The 21980-nt window shown below is 46.3% G+C and carries 19 protein-coding genes; 9 read left to right on the top strand and 10 right to left on the bottom strand.

The window, feature by feature from the left end:
* Positions 1-21 precede the first annotated feature (21 nt).
* The 3 genes from C9J03_RS01320 to C9J03_RS01310 all read right to left on the bottom strand — a co-directional run bounded on the left by C9J03_RS01320 (position 22) and on the right by C9J03_RS01310 (position 5188).
* The gene (locus C9J03_RS01320; protein WP_044621031.1) at positions 22-294 is read right to left on the bottom strand and encodes a hypothetical protein; all 273 of its coding nucleotides are present in this window, start codon (positions 292-294) and stop codon (positions 22-24) included.
* Between the two features lie 165 nt (positions 295-459).
* The gene (pulA, locus tag C9J03_RS01315; protein ID WP_044621030.1) at positions 460-3786 is read right to left on the bottom strand and encodes a pullulanase-type alpha-1,6-glucosidase; all 3327 of its coding nucleotides are present in this window, start codon (positions 3784-3786) and stop codon (positions 460-462) included.
* A gap of 310 nt (positions 3787-4096) precedes the next feature.
* A complete protein-coding gene (locus tag C9J03_RS01310; protein ID WP_052829610.1) occupies positions 4097-5188 on the bottom strand; it encodes an autotransporter outer membrane beta-barrel domain-containing protein in 1092 nt (363 codons plus the stop codon).
* Between the two features lie 452 nt (positions 5189-5640).
* Between C9J03_RS01310 and C9J03_RS01305 the strand changes: the two genes are divergently transcribed.
* The 3 genes from C9J03_RS01305 to C9J03_RS01295 all read left to right on the top strand — a co-directional run bounded on the left by C9J03_RS01305 (position 5641) and on the right by C9J03_RS01295 (position 7828).
* On the top strand, positions 5641-6978 hold the full coding sequence (locus C9J03_RS01305) for a winged helix-turn-helix domain-containing protein (RefSeq protein ID WP_044621029.1): 1338 nt from the start codon (positions 5641-5643) through the stop codon (positions 6976-6978).
* 105 nt (positions 6979-7083) lie between these two features.
* The gene (locus C9J03_RS01300; RefSeq protein ID WP_044621028.1) at positions 7084-7461 is read left to right on the top strand and encodes a hypothetical protein; all 378 of its coding nucleotides are present in this window, start codon (positions 7084-7086) and stop codon (positions 7459-7461) included.
* A 76-nt stretch (positions 7462-7537) separates the two neighbouring features.
* A complete protein-coding gene (locus C9J03_RS01295; RefSeq protein WP_044621027.1) occupies positions 7538-7828 on the top strand; it encodes a hypothetical protein in 291 nt (96 codons plus the stop codon).
* A gap of 64 nt (positions 7829-7892) precedes the next feature.
* Here C9J03_RS01295 and C9J03_RS01290 read toward each other — a convergent pair whose 3' ends face one another.
* Positions 7893-8171: a peptidylprolyl isomerase gene (locus C9J03_RS01290; protein WP_039465876.1), complete on the bottom strand. Its 279-nt coding sequence runs from the start codon at positions 8169-8171 to the stop codon at positions 7893-7895.
* Positions 8172-8362: 191 nt separating this feature from the next.
* Positions 8363-9052: a VC0807 family protein gene (locus C9J03_RS01285; protein WP_044621026.1), complete on the bottom strand. Its 690-nt coding sequence runs from the start codon at positions 9050-9052 to the stop codon at positions 8363-8365.
* A 229-nt stretch (positions 9053-9281) separates the two neighbouring features.
* Between C9J03_RS01285 and C9J03_RS01280 the strand changes: the two genes are divergently transcribed.
* Together C9J03_RS01280 and C9J03_RS01275 are read left to right on the top strand one after the other, a co-directional pair.
* Positions 9282-10826, top strand: a complete 1545-nt coding sequence (locus C9J03_RS01280) for a glutamate synthase-related protein (RefSeq protein ID WP_044621025.1) — start codon at positions 9282-9284, stop codon at positions 10824-10826.
* Between the two features lie 79 nt (positions 10827-10905).
* Entirely contained in the window at positions 10906-11445 is a 540-nt protein-coding gene (locus C9J03_RS01275; protein ID WP_044621024.1) for a hydrolase, read from the top strand.
* A 69-nt stretch (positions 11446-11514) separates the two neighbouring features.
* Here the strand turns inward: C9J03_RS01275 and C9J03_RS01270 are convergent, their stop codons facing one another.
* Entirely contained in the window at positions 11515-12276 is a 762-nt protein-coding gene (locus C9J03_RS01270; protein ID WP_044621023.1) for a DmsC/YnfH family molybdoenzyme membrane anchor subunit, read from the bottom strand.
* 139 nt (positions 12277-12415) lie between these two features.
* Positions 12416-13828: an MDR family MFS transporter gene (locus C9J03_RS01265; RefSeq protein WP_044621022.1), complete on the bottom strand. Its 1413-nt coding sequence runs from the start codon at positions 13826-13828 to the stop codon at positions 12416-12418.
* A gap of 228 nt (positions 13829-14056) precedes the next feature.
* Between C9J03_RS01265 and nagA the strand changes: the two genes are divergently transcribed.
* Both nagA and C9J03_RS01255 read left to right on the top strand, forming a co-directional pair.
* Positions 14057-15181: an N-acetylglucosamine-6-phosphate deacetylase gene (gene nagA / locus C9J03_RS01260; RefSeq protein ID WP_044621021.1), complete on the top strand. Its 1125-nt coding sequence runs from the start codon at positions 14057-14059 to the stop codon at positions 15179-15181.
* Positions 15182-15297: 116 nt separating this feature from the next.
* Positions 15298-16185 (top strand): LysR family transcriptional regulator, encoded by an 888-nt coding sequence (locus C9J03_RS01255; RefSeq protein ID WP_044621020.1) that lies wholly within the window; start codon positions 15298-15300, stop codon positions 16183-16185.
* An 81-nt stretch (positions 16186-16266) separates the two neighbouring features.
* On the opposite strand, the gene C9J03_RS01250 is transcribed toward C9J03_RS01255, so the two are convergent.
* On the bottom strand, positions 16267-16569 hold the full coding sequence (locus C9J03_RS01250; protein WP_044621019.1) for a hypothetical protein: 303 nt from the start codon (positions 16567-16569) through the stop codon (positions 16267-16269).
* A gap of 315 nt (positions 16570-16884) precedes the next feature.
* On the opposite strand from C9J03_RS01250, the gene ltaE reads away from it, so the two are divergent.
* Positions 16885-17901, top strand: coding sequence for a low-specificity L-threonine aldolase (gene ltaE, locus C9J03_RS01245; RefSeq protein ID WP_197078581.1), 1017 nt, complete (start codon positions 16885-16887; stop codon positions 17899-17901).
* A 67-nt stretch (positions 17902-17968) separates the two neighbouring features.
* Here the strand turns inward: ltaE and C9J03_RS01240 are convergent, their stop codons facing one another.
* The gene (locus tag C9J03_RS01240; protein WP_052829609.1) at positions 17969-18622 is read right to left on the bottom strand and encodes a hypothetical protein; all 654 of its coding nucleotides are present in this window, start codon (positions 18620-18622) and stop codon (positions 17969-17971) included.
* Between the two features lie 195 nt (positions 18623-18817).
* Entirely contained in the window at positions 18818-20233 is a 1416-nt protein-coding gene (nhaD, locus tag C9J03_RS01235) for a sodium:proton antiporter NhaD (protein ID WP_044621888.1), read from the bottom strand.
* Positions 20234-20751: 518 nt separating this feature from the next.
* Here nhaD and C9J03_RS01230 point away from each other — a divergent pair.
* Positions 20752-21966, top strand: coding sequence for a D-alanyl-D-alanine carboxypeptidase family protein (locus C9J03_RS01230; protein WP_044621017.1), 1215 nt, complete (start codon positions 20752-20754; stop codon positions 21964-21966).
* Positions 21967-21980 lie beyond the last annotated feature (14 nt).

The raw sequence follows: 21980 nt of genomic DNA, 5'->3' as shown, positions 1-21980 counted from the left end.
TTCTTCCTCACCCCGTTGGTCTCACGCCATCGACTGCTTTGAGCCGTGCGGTGCCGAATGGGTAATGTCTTCGTATTCGCCATCGAAGGTTGCCCCCTGGTTTTCCTGCTGGAAACTTTGATCGCTATAACCCTGCTGCTTTAGTGCCTCTTGGTAAGCCGCATTGATTTTCTTCTTGATAAACGGTCTGGCAATCAGTGCACCCAACCCGATGAATAACCCCATGACAGCTGCAAATGTCACAGTGAAGAAACCCAGTACTAAAGCAAAAATGCTGGTAAGTGTATTTTTCATCGCTAACCTTCTTTTCTATCGTACTTTCATGTTTGGCAGTGTATAGCAGCCAAAATGAACCAATGATGAACAATGTGTTTATATTTGCGTTTAGCCGTGTTGCAACATCCCTCGACAAAAAAAGCCCTCAAGATTGAGGGCCTTATCGTTATGATAAAAGTGTGATTATTTCGCTGGCTTCGCTGTCACCGGAATCCCCTGACCACGAACACCAGTTGAGCGAGGTATTTCGAACACAGCCGGAGTCCAGGCCGGGACGCTTGCCACAACACCATCACCATCAGCAGCAACAGTGGTCTGTGATGCTAGCGCCGATTTGTGGTACGGGCTTAAGGTCAAATCCGTTGCCCACTTGATATCCTGTGATACGTTGGTCGCGTTAATCACAATGACCAGACCATCAAGGCTGCTATCCAGATCTGTCCCCGCAGCGGTACCGTTATCAATAGACATCACGATCAGACCCGCGGTTTGATCACTGCCGGTATTGTGGAAATCAACACGCTTGTTCACTTCCGCACCCGTACCCAAGGTAATCAACGGGTATGATTTCCGCAGCAAGGCCAGCTCTTTGAAGTACTCAACCATGGCTGCCATATCCGCAGGAGTCGGCTTGGCGTTCAGACCGGCAGAGGTAATGACCTCTTCAATCAGATCGTAGTTGTCGCCGTCTTTATCCTTGCGAGGCAAGCCCTTGTCCCAGTTGTTGTCGTTCAGGGTGAAATCAACCAAGTTGTACCAGTCACCAGAATCATAAGAGTCACGCTGCATTGACTTGGAACGCAGCAGCTCAGAACCCATGTGGGTAAACGGCATGCCCTGTCCCAGCATCGCTGTCGCAAGAGATACAGCCTGCATACGTACACGGTCTTCTGTGCTGACACTGTAACCAATCTTATACTGGTTGTTATCCCACAAGGTTTGGTTATCGTGTTTAGAGACGTAGTTTTGGATCTCCGTTGGATCGACCGCATAGCCTGCTGGTTGACCATTGTAGTCCAACTCATCGCCGCGGATAATGGTGCCGGTTGAATCAATCATTTTGAAGTCTTTGAGGTTACCGGCCATGCCCAGGCGAGTCAGATCGGCAAGATGTAAGGCTTGCGCTTTGGTCACATCACTGATTTCGTTTTTCTGAACAAAAGCACCGTTACCAAAGCCCTGTGTTTTGCGGATCCCCTCTTTGCTGTCGAATGGACTACCACCACGGACAGCATCACGCAGACGGTCAGAGAAGCTACCGATACCGGTTCCCCCTAGGTTCGGTTGGGTCGCCTGGACAAACAGTGCGTCATTGCCGACTTCACCGAAGTTCCACCCCTCACCGTAGAAGTATGTATTCGGATCAACCTTCTGGACTTCGAGTAGCGAACGCTGCATCTGATCAAGTGGGTGATGGCCCATCAAATCAAAGCGGAATGAATCGATCTTGTAATCGCGCGACCACACCACTAGCGAGTCGCTGATCAATTTCTCAAACATCGCCCGCTCAGGTGCGGTATTGGAACAACAAGTCGAGTTTTCAACATTACCGGTTACCGGATTCAAGCGCTGGTAATACCATGGCACAAGCTTATCGAGTACTGAGGTACGCTGCTCTGGGCCCGCGGAATTAGTATGATTGTAGACCACGTCCATGACCACATTCATACCGATATCTTGCTTGATCGCCATCACAGCCTCTCGCAGCTCTTTGATGCGCTGCGGGCCATCCGGGTTGGTCGAGTACGACCCCTCAGGCACTGTATAATGGAATGGGTCGTAACCCCAGTTGAAGCCATCGACATCCGAAACGAAACGGTTCAACTCCTGAACAGCCGGGTTCTCTTTAGTATCGTCCTGCTTCACTTCCTCAAGAGCTTCGGCAATGGTCAGCCCCGAAGAGCAGTATTTGGCAAACTTAGAAGACTTCACCGCCGTATTAACTTCACATAGCTTGCTAAACGACTCTTCAATATTCGCGGCTTCATCAGGGTTTTCGTTGATGGTGGCAATATCGAAAATTGGCAACAAATGAAGGTGGGTGACACCACTTTCACTCAATGATTTTAAATGCTTGACCGGTACCGAGTCAGGCTGCATAAAGGCAATAAACTTGCCACGGGCATTGTCCGGGGTAGATTCATCCTGGGCAGAAAAATCACGCACGTGGGACTCGTAGATCACAAACTGTGATGGGTTTGTTTGGTCAATCGGTCTTTGAAGATCATCCCACCCTTGAGGCTTGAGAGCAGGATCATTAAGATCAATTACCTGGCTGTATTCCGAGTTCATCGACAAGCTCAGCGAATACGGATCCGTTACCTGGTAGCTTTCTACTGCGCCTGACACCGGATGGAAGACATCAACCAGATAGCGGAAGTAAGTACCATTGGGGGCTTTATCTGTTACTAGCGACCACACCCCAGAAGTTTCATCGTAATCCATCTGCAGGCGACCCAGTTCTTCCTTGTTTTCATCAAAAAGAACGGTCACCACATTCTGTGCAGACGGCGCCCACACATTGAACTGCGTTTCGCTACCATCAATCACAGCACCAAGTTCAACGTTAGCAGCCGCATTGGCAAATAGTTGATCAAACGCCCCCGCAGATTGAACTTTGGTACCACTGAGTACCAATCCGTCCTCATCGACCGCTATCGCCGCCAATTCCGCTTTCATGACCGGGCGCATATCGATAGCACGATCGATTGAATAAGCAGGTTTGTTTGCCAGATGAGGGAATTTTGCTTTTACATCCGCGCTAAGAACTGTTGGTTCCAGGACAATATAATCAGCGTCATACTGATTTTCGCTGTCAGGCGCAAAACCACCATCAAGCTGGACATAAAGACGTACCTCATCCGCTGATTCGACCCCGTCCCAAATCAAGGTATGCCCTTCAACTAGATGGGCTTCTGCATTAGCGACACCGAACAGTAGCACATAGGCATCCCCGCGATCATCGTACGCCTGATTGCTACCCGACACATAAGAGGCTGTTCGATCCTTGATTTGGTTGAAATCAAGTTTTGCATCACTGCCTGACAAGTTGCTTAGGTTCCCATCACGAATGATGAAATTAATACAATCGGTTTTCCCACTTTTAAGTGGCAGTTTCCAGTACGGGCCATATTCATCTTCGCCTTCCGGGGCAATAGATTTGTCGTCCCAACCCGAACTTTCCTTCGCGGCTCTATCACAGGTGTCATTATTCCATACATGAAGGCTGTAATTCTCAAACGATGACAGTGCCTTCGCCGCACCATTTCGTGCCACCATATATATCACGGCCTCATCATCACCTGCCTTTATAGGTTCTGCGACCGACCCACTCTGCGGTAGGTAAGCGATAGGTCCATCTGTCTCCGGTAGTTCAATATCAATAGTTGGTGGATTGGTTGTATCAAACTTGCCATCCGTTGAGGACGACGAGCTATTACAGCCAACAATAACAAATGCAGAACACAGTGGGATCACGGCTTTTGCAACCGTTGATAGATTAAAGTTCACGAGATTTTTCCCTTTATACTCATAATTTTATTGGGGGAAGTATAAAATTTGAGTTTTAATTATGGCGGGAACGATACTGAATATTAGGCTCTGCATTCTGTGATCAAAAGCACTAAAATGTAGTTTATTAACAACAAGTTATATTTTTTGACTGTATGTCACTGTTTGTAGTGTACAAACAAAATCCAATTTTATGCACAAAACCTTACATGCCTCACGAATAAAATCAAAGCCCGGCAAAGGCCGGGCGAATAATATGTGATTAAAACCAATTTCCATTGGATAATTGCTGTAAGTTTGCTACTAACATTTAATCAAGCGCCATGCTCAGTCCTACGGAGATGGTATAGGCCGATAAATCATCGTGCCATAACAACTGACTGGCTTCTGCATAGCCGTACCAATCCCTACCCAACGCGCCGGAAATACCGATATGCACCCTTCCATATACGTCATCATGAGACTCTACGACGATAGGTAAGATGCTACCCGAGTAATTTGATTTCAGCTGGGAGATGATCCGCTCTTTGCCACTGTCTATATCGTAATGTAAATAGCCCTTCGCATAAGGTTGAAATACACCAAATGGTGTTCTAAATGGGTACGAGATGCTCAGACCTGAGATCAACATCGTCGATTCCAGAGCTTCTACGTCGTCGATCTTGGAGAATAGATAACTTGAATTCGTTAGAGAGAGCCTCTCATCGTAACGGTCTGGATCTGACAAGGTGTATTGCAGGCTGCTTTCAAGCGCTAACTGCAAATAGTCATAGTCAAAGATATAACCTGCCCCCAAAGAGAACACCCAAATATCTGAATCAGCTTCATTGGCATTGTTGACCACAGGATCAGTATATAGAGTTACCTGCCGTTCAATATCCGTATCCATCACAGCATAGCTCGCGTTAAAGTCGATAAACCATGAATCTTTAAAGTAGCTAAAGTAGCCAGAAGCGATTAAACCATCAATCTCCGTATCACTATCCTCAGCCATAGGCTTATAAAAGGGTAAACCCAAAGTTAACCCAAACAGATAATGGTTTTGGTATAAGTAATCTCCTCCTAGCGTTAGTGAATAACCATTATGATCTTGTTCAGATGACTTTTTGAACGATGCACTATCGGCAAGAATTGTATTATCAACGCGAATATAGCCTGCAACTTGAGAATGCTGCCCATCACCAAAGACCCCGGAATCAGAGATGGCATGCTCTGGAAGTCCTGGTGGCATGTAAGATGAAAAAGGATCACTGTTGTAAAGAGGAACATTCACCGATGAGCTTCGACTGCTGTATCCTGCATGCTTCATACCTGCTGACGCAGAGTGATTATTTAATGCGCGGTATTTCTTATCTATCTTATCACCACGGACTTGACTGGCTAACCCTTTGATTTCTGCCATTGCCGTATCGACTTCCTCTGATATTTTCTCCGTGAAGGACCCATCAAATAAGTCGGATCCTACAGCAGTACCAGATGTTACGAAAAATACGGTATATATTATGGGCAGACAAGAAGGTGATCTCTTGACTAACGCAAACATAATGCCCCCAAATATTTCTTGCCACTTATATCTCTATAACTTCAATGTGGCTTTGTATGGAGTGTAGTTAGCTTTAGCAATCCGAATGTGCGAAATTTCCAGTCGTCGCATAAAAGAGACACTTCTCTTTTTTTAAAAGTTAAAATGTCTCAGTATCACTTTGCAATGAATAGATCGTATTAAATGAATTTTAAGTGGTCGAACACTATAATGTATGGCAAAATCCTCAAGTTATATAGATAGTTATATCTATAATTATACAATAAGAACAATATTATTTTTTTAAGCCATTATGACTTTGAGTGCAATTCATGTCTGAGAAAGTTAACGCTTCGGCCCACATAGCACACATTTCAGAAGACTTTTTCTTCGACTGTCAAAAAAAAACACTATTCACATCTGCTGGTAACCTCTCTCTCAACAGAGCGGAAAAAGGCGTGCTATACAAACTCATAACCCTATCACCCAAGATGGTCAGCAAAGAAGAGTTAATCGCAGCAGGTTGGGCAAGAAAAGAGGTGGCTGAGACATCGCTCTTCCAGACGATTCGTACACTGCGCATCAAACTCAAGGAAGAGAAAGTCGGCCAAGTGATAGAGCTGGTTCCCCGCTTAGGTTATAAAATCAAGATCAAACGTTTCCTAACTCGAGAGCAACTCCACTCTGTCACCAGTATTCCAAAGCCGCCCGCCAAAAAACGTAAAAAGCAGGCCAAACCATATATTCTCATCAGCTTGTTATTGGCCGTTTGCGCATTGTTTGCCGTTTATTTTACCGCAGACAGGACAATTGATTACAAATACAAGCTAATCAATGACAAAAAGAATAATACCTTTATATTCTTATCAATGAAGCAGGATGATTTTGATTCCCTACTTCAAACCACCGCACTCTTTTTCAAACCTACCAATCTCACCAACACTCTTATGTTCATTCATAAGCTGGACGAAGAATTCTCTATTGCTCTTTGTACCAAAACACCTAACGGCTGTGATATTGATACCGCGCATGCAATTAGCTTCAAGCATTCAGAATTAAATACCCTATGGCAGCTACTGGATCAATATCTACCGCAAATACCGCCCCTAGCAGCAATGAATGTGCTCAAAGACAACACTAACCTGCAATCGGGCGTTAAGTCTTACAATATTTTTCTTGAAGATGGCGATTTCAATACCAATCTTTCTCACCACTTCGTCAATCAAGTCAATGATTCAACTTGGCTTTTCACCTCAATTAATTACAGGCCAAATAGCAATCAAAGCGAATACATTGCTACCTCCTTCCGTGGCGGCAGGGCAATAATGAAACCCCAAAGTAAGCTGCCATTTTTAATCACCGTGATCAATTATCCAGAGTACTTCTATTGGGTTCTCAGCCCATCGGATAAAGCCAAGCTTGGTATCAAGCCTCCAGGCCCACTAGAATCCCTAACCAATGATTTCTATGTCGATGTGTCGCAATACAAGAGCTACCTCCTGTTCCGCCAGCCTCACCTCCAGCTTTGGCTATCTGAAGGCTATGGCTTTCATTGGTTTATCAAAAATGGCAGCAACGACAATGTTTTTAACCAGTTCATTCGCGGCGAAAAATGCTCGGAGCTACCTATAGCGTTTGATAACAATCAAACCTGCCCTGAGGATCCGTAGCAGCGCCTATCGTGATATATCTGTAATTAAAAATTTTTTCCTGAACCGCCCCCACCATATTGGCTTGGGTATATACTTACTCAGATTATTCTGAGAGGGGGCTGTATGATAGGCAATGTCAATATCCTGTTTCTTCTCGGGTTCTTTTCCTATTCCTCGCAACCAGACAATCAACTGGAAAAAGCCACTGATGAAATCTGCCTGTGTCTCGAGGCACCATATCAGCAGGCTGAAAAAGCACTCAAACAGCTCTTAGGCGCACAGATCTCCGGCGATCTCGCAAAAGTGACTCAATCGCAAGATGAAATGATGGCTGTGATCAATGCTTCAAGACTTTGCCTTGAATCCTTCCACCATTTATACCCCGATATCGCTCAAGACATGACCTTAAAGGGGGAGACCCTCAAGCGGTTGGAATCAAAATGCCCTGACCCACTTTCGGCGCATCGCTCCCAACTGGAAGAAGAAGTTCCTACGCCATGAAATTATCTAAAAAATGCTGCCAACGAAGAATGTTAATGGTATGTTATTTTATAATTTCAGGAAAAGGAGAGAAGCTATGCAAACTAAACAGGCCGTTTATCTTTTTTTCTACCACCTAAGAGCGTTCTTCGAACTGACTTTCAAACCATTGTTGGGACTTCTTACCGTAGGCTTGGCTACTTCAACATTGCTGCTATTGTCACCTCACACTCAAGTGGCCGGCAGCTTGGTCTTAGTTGGCTGTATAGCAACAATACTTTGGATCACCCTGGTCAGATACTACTATGCAGCCATTTTAAAATTGACAGATACACGGAAAGACGAAAACTCGGTCATCAACTTTCCGCACAAACCGAAACAAGAATAATTGCGCGTAGAAAAAAGCCCACCACAGTCTAACAGCGATGGGCTTTTACTTAACTCTTGAATGACTAGGTTCGCCAAAGTACCTTTACAATATGCCAACCGAACTTGGTCTTCACTAGTTGAGGAGTGATCGTTTCACCTTGGAAGACTGCTCGGTCGAATTGCGGAACCATCTGACCTTTACGGAACTCCCCTAAGTCACCCCCCTTTTTGCCAGATGGACAAGTGGAGTGTTTACGTGCAAGGTCTGCAAACTTCTTACCTTGCTTTAGCTGCTTCATGATGTCTTCAGCTTGTTCTTTGTGCTTCACCAAGATGTGAAGCGCATGGGCTGTTTGTGCCATGGTATACCTCATTGTTTCTTAGCTGATAGAGCAGCGCCACCCAAACCAGTTTACTGTCCCAGCCTTTAAAATCTAAGCAATCGCTCTTGGCCTGAACTATACACGTCTATCGCAGTTCAACCAATACCGCTGTTCTATAAGCACAAAAAAAGCCAGCATATGACTGCCGGCTTCTTTGAACGAAGGGTTAATTATTGCTCTGTCTTTAGAATATCTGCTGTTTCCAAATGTGTCATCTGACGGATCTGACGCCACATGTAGAAGAATATCCCCATCATCATCAGCATAGATGGAATGGCAATAGCCGGATAGCTAACCAAAGTCAGTCGACCCAACTCTTCGTTAAATGCTTGGGTACCTGCCGGGCTAGTGACAATCATTTTGGCCAGCACGTAGTTCATCACAGATGAGAATACGAAGGTTCCGGCAAACAAATAGTTTGAGGTAAGCAAGCGACGGTCAAAGTCACTCTTTCGGCCAAACTCATTCAACTTTTGGTTGATCAATGGCAGATTGAGTACCGTGTCATTAAATAGCATCTTGCTGACAACCGGATATTTAGTAAAGGTTGAGACAAATACCGCAACCCCAATCAGGCCAGGGATCAGGGCTTCTTTTACGGCCAACCATTTTGGATCGAGCTGAAGTAGGCCTATGCCGCCAGTGAGTAAAACACTGATAAAACCCAACAGAGAAATAAAATTAAACTTTTTGTACTTGATCAGCTCATAGCCACCCAGTACAACCGGAAAAGCCAAGGCGACCAAAAGAGCGCCTACAGAACCAAGGTACTCGTCACCACTAAGCTTCATTAGTACAACTGAAGGTACAATGACATTGAAAATCAAATCGTTAAGAGGGCTAGCTTTCTTTTCCGTCATAATATTTTACAAAGTTATCTAAACGTAAACATCTGCATTGTTCCGTGAAATGAGTCAACTGTAAAGTAGATGACCGTTACAAAAGGTTAAATCCCTTTTGTGAATTACGCAAAATCCTATCATCCCCCGATGGAATAGTGCACCTTACTGCCTGCCCCGTGGATGCAAATACGCCTATCCTCTCCCATACTTTGTGCATACTTCTTGCCCGTGGACCGTGGAGTGCGAAATGAGTAAGCCTGTCATTAGCAATAACAAACCAGCTAAAGTCACATTGAAAAAAGGACAAACCTACTATTTCTGCACTTGCGGTCGTTCAGCCAAGCAACCTTTCTGCGATGGCTCACACCAGACGACTGATTTTAAGCCAATGAGCTTCAAAGCAGATAAAGACGGAGATGCCTTTCTCTGTGCCTGCAAGCATACTGCTAATGCCCCCTTTTGTGATGGCACCCACCAACAATTCAGCCAAGACGATATCGGCAAAGAGGGACCTGGCGCAACATCGGGCAATAATGAGCTCCCAACAGCGAAAGCAACCAAGGAAGAGCCCAATGTCGAATATATTCACCAACTAGCCCGCGAAGGACTTAATAATCTTGGGAACCATGGAACTATGACGGCAATGGGCGTGCCTAGATATAAACTCCCCGACTGGGACGATATCCAAATTATGGTTGCCCAGATGGCCAACAAACCACTGATGGAAGATGCCAAAGTCGGCACCGAGTTGGTCATAGGGCCGAAGGCCAAGAAACCGCTGGTGCTCAATATTCCCTTGTTTGTCTCCGATATGAGCTTTGGCGCCCTCTCCGAAGAAGCCAAAACCGCGCTTGCGATGGGAGCAGAATTAGTCGGCACGGGGATTTGTTCCGGTGAAGGAGGCATGCTCGCTGAAGAGCAACAAGCGAACAGCCGTTATTTCTATGAATTAGCCAGTGCAATGTTTGGTTACCATGAGGGCCTGTTGAAAAAGGTACAGGCCTTCCATTTTAAAGGCGGACAAGGCGCTAAAACGGGTACAGGCGGGCACTTGCCTGCGGTGAAAAACATCGGCAAGATCGCCAAAACCCGCTGCCTCGAAGAAGGTACCGACGCTATCTCTCCCCCCACATTCAAAGATCTCAAAACGCCACGCGACTTTGCCGCATTCGCCGATAATGTCCGGGTGATCACCGGTGGTATCCCCATTGGTTTCAAACTCAGCGCCAACCATATCGAAAGGGACATGGGATTTGCACTCGAAGCCGGTGCCGATTACATCATTCTCGATGGCCGTGGCGGCGGTACCGGCGCCGCACCGGAGATATTCCGTGATCATATCAGTGTCCCGACCATACCAGCCCTCGCCCGGGCCAGATACTTCCTTGACAAGCAAGGTATGACTGGCGACGTCACCCTGATAATCACCGGCGGACTGCGGACCCCAACCGATTTTATTAAAGCCATGGCTCTGGGGGCCGACGGTATCGCCCTTGCAAACAGTGCGATGCAAGCCATCGGGTGTGTCGGGGCCAGAATTTGCAACACCAATAACTGCCCGGCTGGCATTGCAACGCAGAACCCTGAACTGCGTAAGAAGCTCGACCCGAATATCGCGGCAACTAAACTCGCCAACTTCCTCACCGCTTCCACCGAACTAATGCAGGTCATGGCTCGGGCATGTGGCCACCACCATCTCAATCAATTCAACCAAGACGATTTAGCCACATGGCATCATGATATGGCGCAGCTGGCAGGTATTGAATACTCTGGATACAAACAACGGGATTAGAAAAATTGCGATGGCGATATTGTCAATCAAGGGAAATTTCCGATAAGGTTATAAGCTCAATTAAAGATTGGATATTCATATGCTTACAATAAACGATACCGCACTGGTGATAGTTGATGTCCAAGGCAAACTTGCCCAAATCATGGACGGCCGAGATGCGCTTTTCAAGAACCTAGAAACCGTAGTCAAAGGCGCTAAGGTTCTTGAAATCCCGATAATCTGGGTAGAACAAATCCCTCACAAGTTGGGACCAACCATCCCGCAGATTTCCGATCACCTTCACGATCACACACCAATCGCCAAAAATAGTTTCAGCTGTTACCGCGAGCCAAAATTTATCGAAGCACTAGCAGAGGCTGGCTGTAAGAATGTTGTGGTAGTCGGTATTGAAGCACATATTTGCGTATACCAGACCGTACGTCAGCTGCTTGAAGCTGACTACCATGTTGAAGTCGTTGCCGACGCGGTATCTTCTCGACACCCAACAAACAAGCAGGTAGCCCTAGAGAAGATGCAGCAATTCGGGGCATCTCTCACCACTGCCGAGATGCTGATTTTCGAGTTGCAAGAAGTCGCTGAAGGCGACCGCTTCAAAGAGATACTTAGCGTTGTAAAGTAAAGACGCAGCACTGCATAAAAAAACGCGGTACCTATGTACCGCGTTTTTTACATCTGGGTATGCAAAGCCTTAGTATCCAACGCCGGCAAAGTAGGATGAGATCCCGCTCAGGACCAACGCAAAAGTCATCACACTCATCACCGGTTTGCTTTTTGTCACAATAGGCATATACCAAACACCCACGGCAGCCAATAGCAAGCCGAGACTGGCCACTTGTGACACAAACGGCATGATTGCCCCACCGGCTTCAATTTGACTGGATAGCTCACCAAGTTGTGGCAACCCGGTCAGTAAGCAGGCAAGTGCGGCGAGCGCACCAATGCGAGGTAAAACAGTATTAAGCTCATCCACTTTATGTTTTGCACGGATCAAACAGGCATGCGCCAGCAAAGTACCACCGCAAAACGTCGTCGCCATAAAATGCGATGCCACCAGCCATTGCTCGCTTCTCACCACCAGGCCATTTACCAAGTACCCAACGCCAATGAGAGCAGCAAGGCCCAGGCACAACTGTCTGAATCGCTCTGAGCCAACGAGTGTTTTTTCGACAAACCAATACAACAACGCCGCGGCAAAGAATGTAATCGCAAGCAGCGCCTCTGTTCCAATGCGGTATCCATCAGCAGTATCAGAGAGCATCATATTGAGCTCTCGCAGTAACAGTGCACCAAATAACATCAACCATAAAACCGGCATCGTTCTGTGAAGTCGATCGGCCTGACCGAAACATAGTTTGCCGCTGAGCAGCACCGTGCCAAGGACAATAAATGCACCAATAGCCATTTGGGTTAAAACACTTGAAAGAATAAATGGCCACTCAAACCAAGCCATAACTCACCTCGCCGTCATTCTAGTGACGTTTTTTAAAACGTAAGGCGGCGTATTGTGCCTGACAGCAATAATTTGTCCACAAAAAAGCCCAGCTAAAATACGAACTGGGCAGATAATTGTCATACCTTTTGTCGGTTACCTATTTCACATTTCTCGGCTTGTATGAACGTTTTGGCTTGACCACATCAGAAGACAACGGTTGGGCCTTTAGGCATACAATGGCGACGAGCCACGAAACTAGCGCCACCACCACTAAACCGCCATAGGTCATGGTAAAACCTTGTCCCAAGACTGACGGATCGAATTGAGAAAGGCCCTCGGCGCTTCCCTCTCCCACCAGCACCGGTACTTTGATATGGAACAAAGTAGCACAAAAGGCAACACCGATGGCGCCACCAAACTCACGCCCATAACCAAACATCGATAATCCAATACCTCTATCATGAGGCGGCAATACATTTTGAACCACAACATTTAAACTTGGCAATGTCAGCCCGAGGCCAAGCCCTGCAACAGCGAGTGCCACAGTCACCAGTACCCCTTGGTACAATAGAAAAACAGCGACGACAGACATCCCAAAACCCAGCACGACCAAAGACTTATAAAAGCCCGTTTTGGCGATTCGCTTACCACCCAGATAAGCACCACTGGTAATACTCATCATAAAGACCATCATAATAAGTCCACTGGCCGAAGCACTTGTGCCATGCTGCCATTGCATCTGAAGGGGTAAGTAAACCAGCACGGCAAACATTAACAACTGCGAGCACATGATCAGTATTACACTGATCAGATATCCGGGGAGTGTAAACAAACGTGCAGGCAAAATTGGATCTGCTATGCGCTTTTCCACAATAATAAACAGCAAAATAGAAAAAGCTGTGGCACAAATTAATCCGATGCGGCTGATAGATATATCGGGTGACACCAGTAACAGCAACAAGGTAGTGATGGTCATCAACAGACCGGCTCCTGCCCAATCAAATCGGCTGTCACGGCCTTTGCTCAGGTGTTTGAGGTTGGTATTGATCATCCACAGCGCTACTGCACCAAGTGGGAGATTGATCCAGAACACCCAGCGCCAGCTCAAGTGTTCAGCAAAATAGCCTCCCAGCAACGGACCTGCAATGCTCGATGCGGCGTAAACTGCCGAAATATAGCCTTGATATTTGCCCACTTCACGGGCCGGGATACAGTCCGCAATCACAGTAAACGCCAGCGCAATAAGACCACCGCCACCGATCCCCTGCAATACCCTTGCCGCAACAAGTGTTGGTAGTTCTTGGGCAAGCGCACAAGCTACAGAGCCCAACAGGAACAGAGCAACACTGATATTCAGCATCTTTACCCGGCCAAAAATATCACTCAACTTGCCATATACTGGCAATACTGCCGTAGCCGCCAACAGGTAGGCTGTCACGACCCAAGTTAGCGCCTGCCCGGCTCCCAATTCTTCTCCAATGATTGGCAACGGCGTTGTGACAATACTTTTCTCTAATGAACCCAGCGCAATAACCAATGCAACGCTGGCAAAAATCGTTTTCGGCGACATATGCTCTCCTATCAATGCGTGACAAGGATAAATCAAGCAACTGAATCCGAAAACTGAAAATTATGACGCATCAGCTCTCACTAATAGCTTGCATACCATTGACAAACGGCACCTATTACTCTAACTTATTTTTTAAATAAAAATAAGTTAGCCTGCGTTACCTAAATTTGCTTATTCGCATGGTTACGCTTTCACTTATCCTATACAAGCTCAAGAGTTGGGACGCCTATGTACGCTATCACAAACATCAATGTTTTTAACGGCCATGTTACCCTTGAAAACCAAGCCATTATTGTTAATGGCGATACCATTGAAGCTATTGTCCCAATGGAAAATGCCAGCCTGCCGGCCAACACCCATAACGGCCGGGGTCTAACGGCTACTGCTGGTTTTATCGACCTGCAGCTTAACGGCTGTGGTGGTGTGATGCTCAATGTTGACATCTCTAAGCGTACGCTCGACACCATGAATCAAACCAACCTCCAAAATGGAACAACCCAGTATTTGCCCACACTGATCACCAGTAAGCATGAAACCATGTGCCAGGCGGTAGACCTTGTCTCGACAATCGACGATCCTGAAAGTGAAGGTATCATCGGGCTGCACCTTGAGGGGCCTTTTATTAGTAAAGAAAAAAAAGGGGCCCACGATGAAAATCATATTCGCATTCTTGATGAGCTAACCGCGCACTACCTAGCCGATAATGCCAAACATATCTCCGTCGTTACCCTTGCGCCAGAAAACACTTCGCAAACTGTCATTGATATCCTCGACAATGCTGGTATCACGGTGTCACTCGGTCATACCAATGCCAACTACCACCAGCTTAGCTGCAAGCATCATTTGAAGATGGCGACCCACTTGTATAACGCGATGACGCCCCTGGGTTCTCGTGAACCCGGTGCCGTGGGCTATATCTTCGACAAGAAACCGCATGCGGGCATTATTGTCGATGGTATTCACTCTTCATACGCCTCTGTTCGTATCGCACACCAACTACTGGGCGATAAACTATTCATGGTGACAGATGCCGTTGCTCCAGCTGGAACCGATATGATGGAATATGACATGGCTGGAACCACAGCGTATGTGACGGATGGTAAATGCCATTATGCTGACGGGACGATTGCAGGGGCTGCAATCACCATGATTGAAGGGGTTAAAAACCTAATCCAACATGTCGGCCTAAGCAGAGAAGAAGCACTTCGCATGGCAAGCCTCTACCCTGCGAAAGCCGCAGGTATCGATCACCAATACGGCAAGCTTGCCGCGGGCTATAAAGCTAACATTACTCTACTCAACGACAGCAATGATGTCTGCTCAGTCTATCAGATGGGGCTCAAACGGTTGTAAAGGTAAAGCACATCCTAAAGCAGGCAGATACCTCGCCAATGGTATCTGCTTGACGACATTCATACTCCGATGGTACTAATCTTTTACACAGATATTAAAACAGTACCTTGCTTGCCATGCTAAATACCCAATGGCTCCATACATTTATTACCTTGGTTGAAGTCGGCCACTTCACTCAGACTGCAGAAAGACTCTTCATGACCCAACCTGGCGTCAGCCAACATATTAAAAAACTCGAGGAGCAAGCCGGAACGCCGTTAATTAAACGTATCGGTAAAAGATTTGAGCTGACACCTGCTGGCCAGCAACTCTATCGATACGGCGTAAAACGCCAAGAAGATGAAAAACAGCTATTGGGCGAATTATTAACCGATGACCCTTTCTGTGGCGAATGCCACTTGGCTTGTTCTGGTTCGCTGGCGATGTTTCTCTATCCCCATTTTCTCAAACATCAGCAAAAACATCAGGCAATCAGTATACACCTGGAATCAGCGCCGAATCATAGAATTCTCGAAGGGATCAAAAACGGCCAGTTTGATATTGGTATCGTGACCCATTCGGTTGACGACCAATATTTCGACCAACACCAAATCGGCCAGGAAGCATTATGCGTTGTGGTGCCGGCAGACTATCCGGAAGATCAATTATCAAAAGACGCCTTATATTCATTCGGATTTATTGACCACCCTGACGGCAAGCATTACCTACAGCAGGTGCACTTGGCAAACTACAGTGATAGCCATTTTGATTTCAATAAAATAAAAAAAACGGGTTATATTAATCAGCTCAACCAGATATTGCTTCCTGTATCTGAAGGTCTCGGTTTTACCGTGTTACCCGAGAAGGCTGTTAGCCAGTTTAGCAACCAAGACAAAATCAAAACTCTCCCGCTTCCAAAAACAGTCAGACAAGAGCTTTATCTACTGAGAAAACAGCACCGCCCACTGGCGAAACGATACCTACAGATTATCGATGTGATTACGCACCTTCTGAGCCAAAGCTAATTCATGCCTTCAGAAATAAAAATCCTGCTTAAACAGCAGGATTTTACTAACCATTGCCAGACCAATTAAGTTACAGGGTAACTACAGATCCCGCATCAGAATTTCATATTCTTCTTCAGCAAGCTCTATCAGTTTGGCGAGCTCTCTTGCATCATCGCTCGCTAAAGATAGGTGCCATTTAACATCGTCTCTCTTGATCTGATCTTTGCAAACAAGTTCAGTTTTCTTTCCTTCAGAATAGAAATACAGCTGGTCAAATTCACCGCTTAAATGGCTATTCTGCTCGAGGATATTAACTTCAAGCTCCCCTACAGGACTTACTGTAACATCTGCATGAAGTCTTGATTCACCAGGTAAAGTGAAATGTCTATGTTCAGCCAACATATGACAGCCTCCCATCTGGCTTATGCCATGATTTCTTCTGCTACAGCAAACTTAAAATGCAAGTTGCCGAATAACGCTGCAAGCAGCGCCCCCAATCTCTACATTACTAATTCTAGCTAAAACCGAAAGTGCCAAATGAAAATTCACGAATTAACAACAATTATTCATTCATTTTCTTGCTCGGTATCAAATTTTAGCCAATTGAGAAAAATCATGGCACAGATTTCTATTCACTCGGTCCCGTTTCTGGCAAAGTGATATACCCCATGAAAATACCCAATGGGCCAAACAGAATAAACCAAGGAAGTAACCATGATAGATTTTCGTTCTGATACTGTAACCCACCCAAGCCAGGCCATGCGCGAGGCGATGGCTACCGCTCCTGTTGGCGATGACGTCTACGGTGATGATCCGACCGTCAATGATCTTGAAGTGTGGGCAGCAGAGCGACATGGTTTTGAAAGTGCTCTGTTTTGCAGTTCCGGTACACAAGCCAATTTACTGTCGCTGATGGCCCACTGTGAGCGAGGTGATGAATATCTATGCGGCCAACAAGCGCATAACTATATGTTTGAAGGAGGCGGTGCAGCCGTTCTCGGGTCAATCCAACCTCAGCCCATAGAGAATGAAAAGGATGGCACAATTCCTTTCGCCAAGCTTGCGGCCGCAATAAAACCCGACGACGCGCATTTCGCCCGTACCCGCTTGCTTAGTCTGGAAAATACCATCAACGGTAAAGTCTTACCGCTTTCCTATATGGCTGAAGCCAGAGAGTTTGTGAATAAACATAATCTCAAGCTGCATTTAGACGGCGCCCGAGTCTACAATGCTGCCACCGCTCTGAACGTGGATATCAAACAGATCAGTCAGTACTTTGATTCTATGACAGTTTGTTTGTCCAAAGGATTGGGTGCACCGGTTGGCTCTCTCGTCCTTGGCGACAAGGCCTTTATTGCTCGAGTACGCCGCTGGCGAAAAGTCTTGGGGGGCGGTATGCGCCAAGCGGGTATTTTGGCGGCGGCCGCAAAGATCGCCTTGACCGAGCATGTCGCCCGTTTAGCCGATGACCACGCCAACGCCAAGAAGCTTGCCGAGGGCCTGAACCACCTGCCTGGTTTTTCGGTGAAGTCCGATAGGGTACAGACCAATATTGTTTTTGCTAAAGTAGATCCAGCTCTCGATCAACGGCAACTCGCCGATATCTTGAAGGAGAAGGGGATTATTATTACGCCGGGGAATCCAATGCGGTTGGTCACCCATATCGATATCAGTCGCGAAGATATCGACACCTTTTTATCTGAACTTGAATTAGCACTGAAACAACTCAAATAGCAACGCAGACCCAATATGAAGCGCCTATTTCGCAGCTCAAATAGGCGCTTTGTCGTCATTGGCCGACCTAGAAGCGGTAGCCAAAGCTTATTGACGATAACCCATGCTCAACCTTGATACCGGCATCATCTAATCTGGTCGGTGCCACAATACGCAGCCCCAGCTCCCAGTTTTTGTAGTTAAGTACAGCCCCAAGATGGGAATTGAAACCAAACCCCGACGAATCAAAGTCTATCTGGCTATTGTCAGCATTCTTCAGTTTGCCATCTGCATTAATGTAGTGGACCCCTGCCCCTAGCTCGAAACGCCAACTTTTACATGTAGAGCATAACTTTCGGTCACCAAACTGGTAAAACAGTACTGGCGTTAAACCAACCGAATAGCCCTTATAGTTCCCGCCAACGAATTGATCATCATCGTCGTCATCATAATCGAGATCAAAATAGCTAGCGGACAGCTCTGTATGGTACCCCCAGCGAGTTGACTCCGAGAAATAGTATGGTGACTGCATCAGAGAAATAACCGGGGTGACCGAATTTGAGGAATTAAACGGGATATCGTTAAACTCTTCTCGCTTGGTAATATCGATATTTCCGTTGGACTTGGCGATAGCCAATTTAACGCTGGGGACCCTGAACAAGGTGTCCAAATCCATCGCATGGGCCAAAGAACCCGTAAAGAGCACAGTCGCACTCACAATGAAACATCCGTATTTTTTCATACGCCAATCCTCTGACATACCTTCGTATACATCTAGTTAAGCACGACAATTACCCAAAAAAAAGCCCAGCAGTTGCTGGGCCCGCATTTCATTTTTTCTTTAGTGATGTTCTACACACTTTCTATTTGTTAACACGTCAAAGTTGAACGTTTTTCATTCAAATTCTTTTCTTAACAAGCATTTAAGCGTTACCACTTAGAACAAATGGTTGTTCAGTAACAAGTGGCAAATAATACTCGCCACATAGCCCAATGCAATAACCGGCATCCACCTCAAATGTCCGAAGAAAGTATATTTACCGTGAGCGGCTCCCATCAGAGCAACGCCGGCCGCAGAGCCAATCGACAGCAAACTCCCGCCAACCCCGGCGGTTAAGGTAACTAGCAGCCAGTTGCCCAATGAGAGCTCGGGTTGCATTGTCAAGACCGCAAACATAACCGGGATATTATCGACTATTGCCGAGAGTATACCGACCATGATATTCGCCCACACAGGGTTCCACTGGGAATACATCACCTCAGACACCATGCCCAGGTAACCCAATAGGCTCAAGCCCCCCACGCACATTACAACACCATAGAAAAACAACAGCGTATCCCACTCGGCATGAGAAACACGCTTAAAAACATCAAAAGGCACCACAGAACCTATTCGTTTCAGCGCTTCTTCATCCTGGTTAGCTATCGCCAATGCAGTTTTCTTTTCGAGTGAACGCTTCAATGTCTTACGCAGGAAGAAACCAAAGAACTGCAGATAAGCCAACCCCATCATCATCCCAATAACCGGTGGGAAGTGGACCCAGGCATGAAAACCAACTGCTGTTGCAATCGTCAGGATAAATAGAAGAACAATTCGCCTTGCACCACGTTTCAGCTCTACGTACTCACTGGTCGTGTTTGGCCTCGTTTTAGGGACAAAGAGCGACATAATAAACGCCGGAACAAGATAATTGACCAATGATGGGATAAACAAGTCGATAAACTGGGTAAAGGTAACTAATCCAGCCTGCCAAACCATTAACGTTGTAATATCACCAAATGGACTAAATGCCCCACCCGCATTGGCAGCCACAACGATGTTAATACACGCTATGTTGATAAAACGTAAATTGCTACCCCCCACTTTCATCACAACTGCACACATCAGCAAAGCCGTAGTCAGGTTATCGGCGATAGGAGAGATCATAAAGGACAAGAACCCGGTAAGCCAAAACAGGCTCCTGAAGTTAAAGCCTTTGCTTACCATCCAGGCTTGGAGGGCATCGAATAGACGCCGCTCTTCCATCGCACTGATGTAAGTCATTGCAACCAGCAAAAACAGTAATAGCTCTGCATATTCCAGCAAATTGTGTTCTAGGGCCGCTTTGGCCAACTCGATCTGCCCCTGCTGCTGATAGACAAAGCCAATCATTAACCATATTAAACCTGCGGCCAACAATACCGGCTTAGACTTTCGCAGCTGAAGATACTCTTCCCCCATTACCAAGCAATACGCTAGACCAAAAATTAGCAATGATGCGTAACCAACCGTCGACTGAGTTAAATCGGCCCCTGGTACTGCAGCAAAAGCGCTGCCTCCTGCCAACAGGGCTGTCACGGTTGCCCCCAACATCATACTTACTCGTAACAGTTTCATTTGCTACTCAACTCCCTGAGTGATTAATCTAAATTAGTCTACACATTCCTTGACAGCATTTACGTGAAGTAATCCAATAAGACAACAACAACCACAACACATAGTTAACACCAAACAAACATACGTGAGATGCATCTGATTTCCAACAAAAAAACATCAAGCACCGCGCATTTTTCTGCTTTGTTTGTTGTTTTTATGAATATCCATTTAAAGTAGCACTGAATACTGTCACTCTGCGCAGTAAGGTGAAAGCTATATGGATATTATTGAGTGTTGGTTAAATAAGATGGAAAAAGCCAACATCTCTCTTTCGGCCCGGTTATCCGAGCCCCGAATAACAGCGATAACGACCTGGACGAGTGCGACTCCCTTTGAATCTCACCGGTGAGATTCATACAAAAGTCTCTTCCCTTCCGGTATCAAGTTAGTCCTTCATGGTATTTATTTACTATGCTGAAAAGTGCAACCATGTAGTAGAGACAGGGTGAGTTCCGATGACACTTTCTTCCTTTAATAAAACATGCCACCACATCGCTTGTTATGCACTTGCACTGGTAATGACATCGCTAAGTCATGCAGAAATCCACCCTTCCCCTCCTGACATTCAAGCCAAGTCATGGATTTTAATGAGTTACGACACAGGGCAAGTCATTGCTGGTGAAAATATCCATGCGCCCCATGCCCCCGCAAGCCTAGTAAAAATCATGACCAGCTATATTGTTGGCCAAGAAATCAAGTCTGGCCATATCACATCGGACGACATGGTCATCATCAGTGAAAATGCATGGGGTAAGAAATTCCCAGGGTCATCGAAAATGTTTCTCAATGTAGGTGACCAAGTCTCTGTGGACGACCTCAACCGGGGTGTCATTATTTCATCGGGTAATGATGCTACGGTAGCACTAGCGGAGCACGTTGCCGGCCACCAAACTGCATTTATCGAAATGATGAACCGCTATGCCGAAAAAGTCGGTATGAAAGATACTTACTTCACCAATCCTCATGGGTTAGATTCAGCTGAACAGCAAACTACCGCTTATGACATGGCCTTGCTATCAAAGTCATTGATCAGTGATTTACCGGATATGTACCCGCTATTCAAAGAAAAGTCATTCACCTTCGGTAAAATAAAACAAGGCAACCGCAACGCATTGCTCTGGGACACGACGATCAATGTTGATGGCGTGAAAACTGGCTACACCAAACAGGCCGGCTACAGCCTCGTGTCTTCCGCACAACAAAATGGACAACGGCTAATTGCCGTTGTCTTGGGTACTCAAAGTGCCACTGTACGCCGCACTGAAAGTAAAAAGCTTCTGACATGGGGATTTCGCTTCTACCAGGACATCGAACCGAATTTCAGCAAAGAAGAGCTGCAGCCACTGCGTGTCTGGTACGGCAGCCCCTCAAGTATCGAGGTTGAAGTTGGCTCTGGCGGTAAGGTCACTATACCTCGGCGCCAAAGAAAGAACGTAGACTATGCAATTATCTACGACAACCTAGAAGCCCCTGTCGACAAAGGGCAAGAGGTCGGTAGAGTTATCTGGTACATCGATGAGGTCGTTATCGCTGAACAACCGTTACTGGCAACCAAGCAAGTAGAGGAAGCGCCTTGGTACAAGTCGATGTTCGATGTTGTTTGGCGACCGATAAACCAATGGTTCAGCAGTCAAAACGAAGCGCTAAAAACAAAAGCCAACCAAACATGACTCGACACTAAGCC

This window comes from Photobacterium gaetbulicola (assembly GCF_003025515.1).
GTDB classification, from domain to species: domain Bacteria; phylum Pseudomonadota; class Gammaproteobacteria; order Enterobacterales; family Vibrionaceae; genus Photobacterium; species Photobacterium gaetbulicola.
This window is presented reverse-complemented; position numbering and strand designations above follow the sequence as displayed.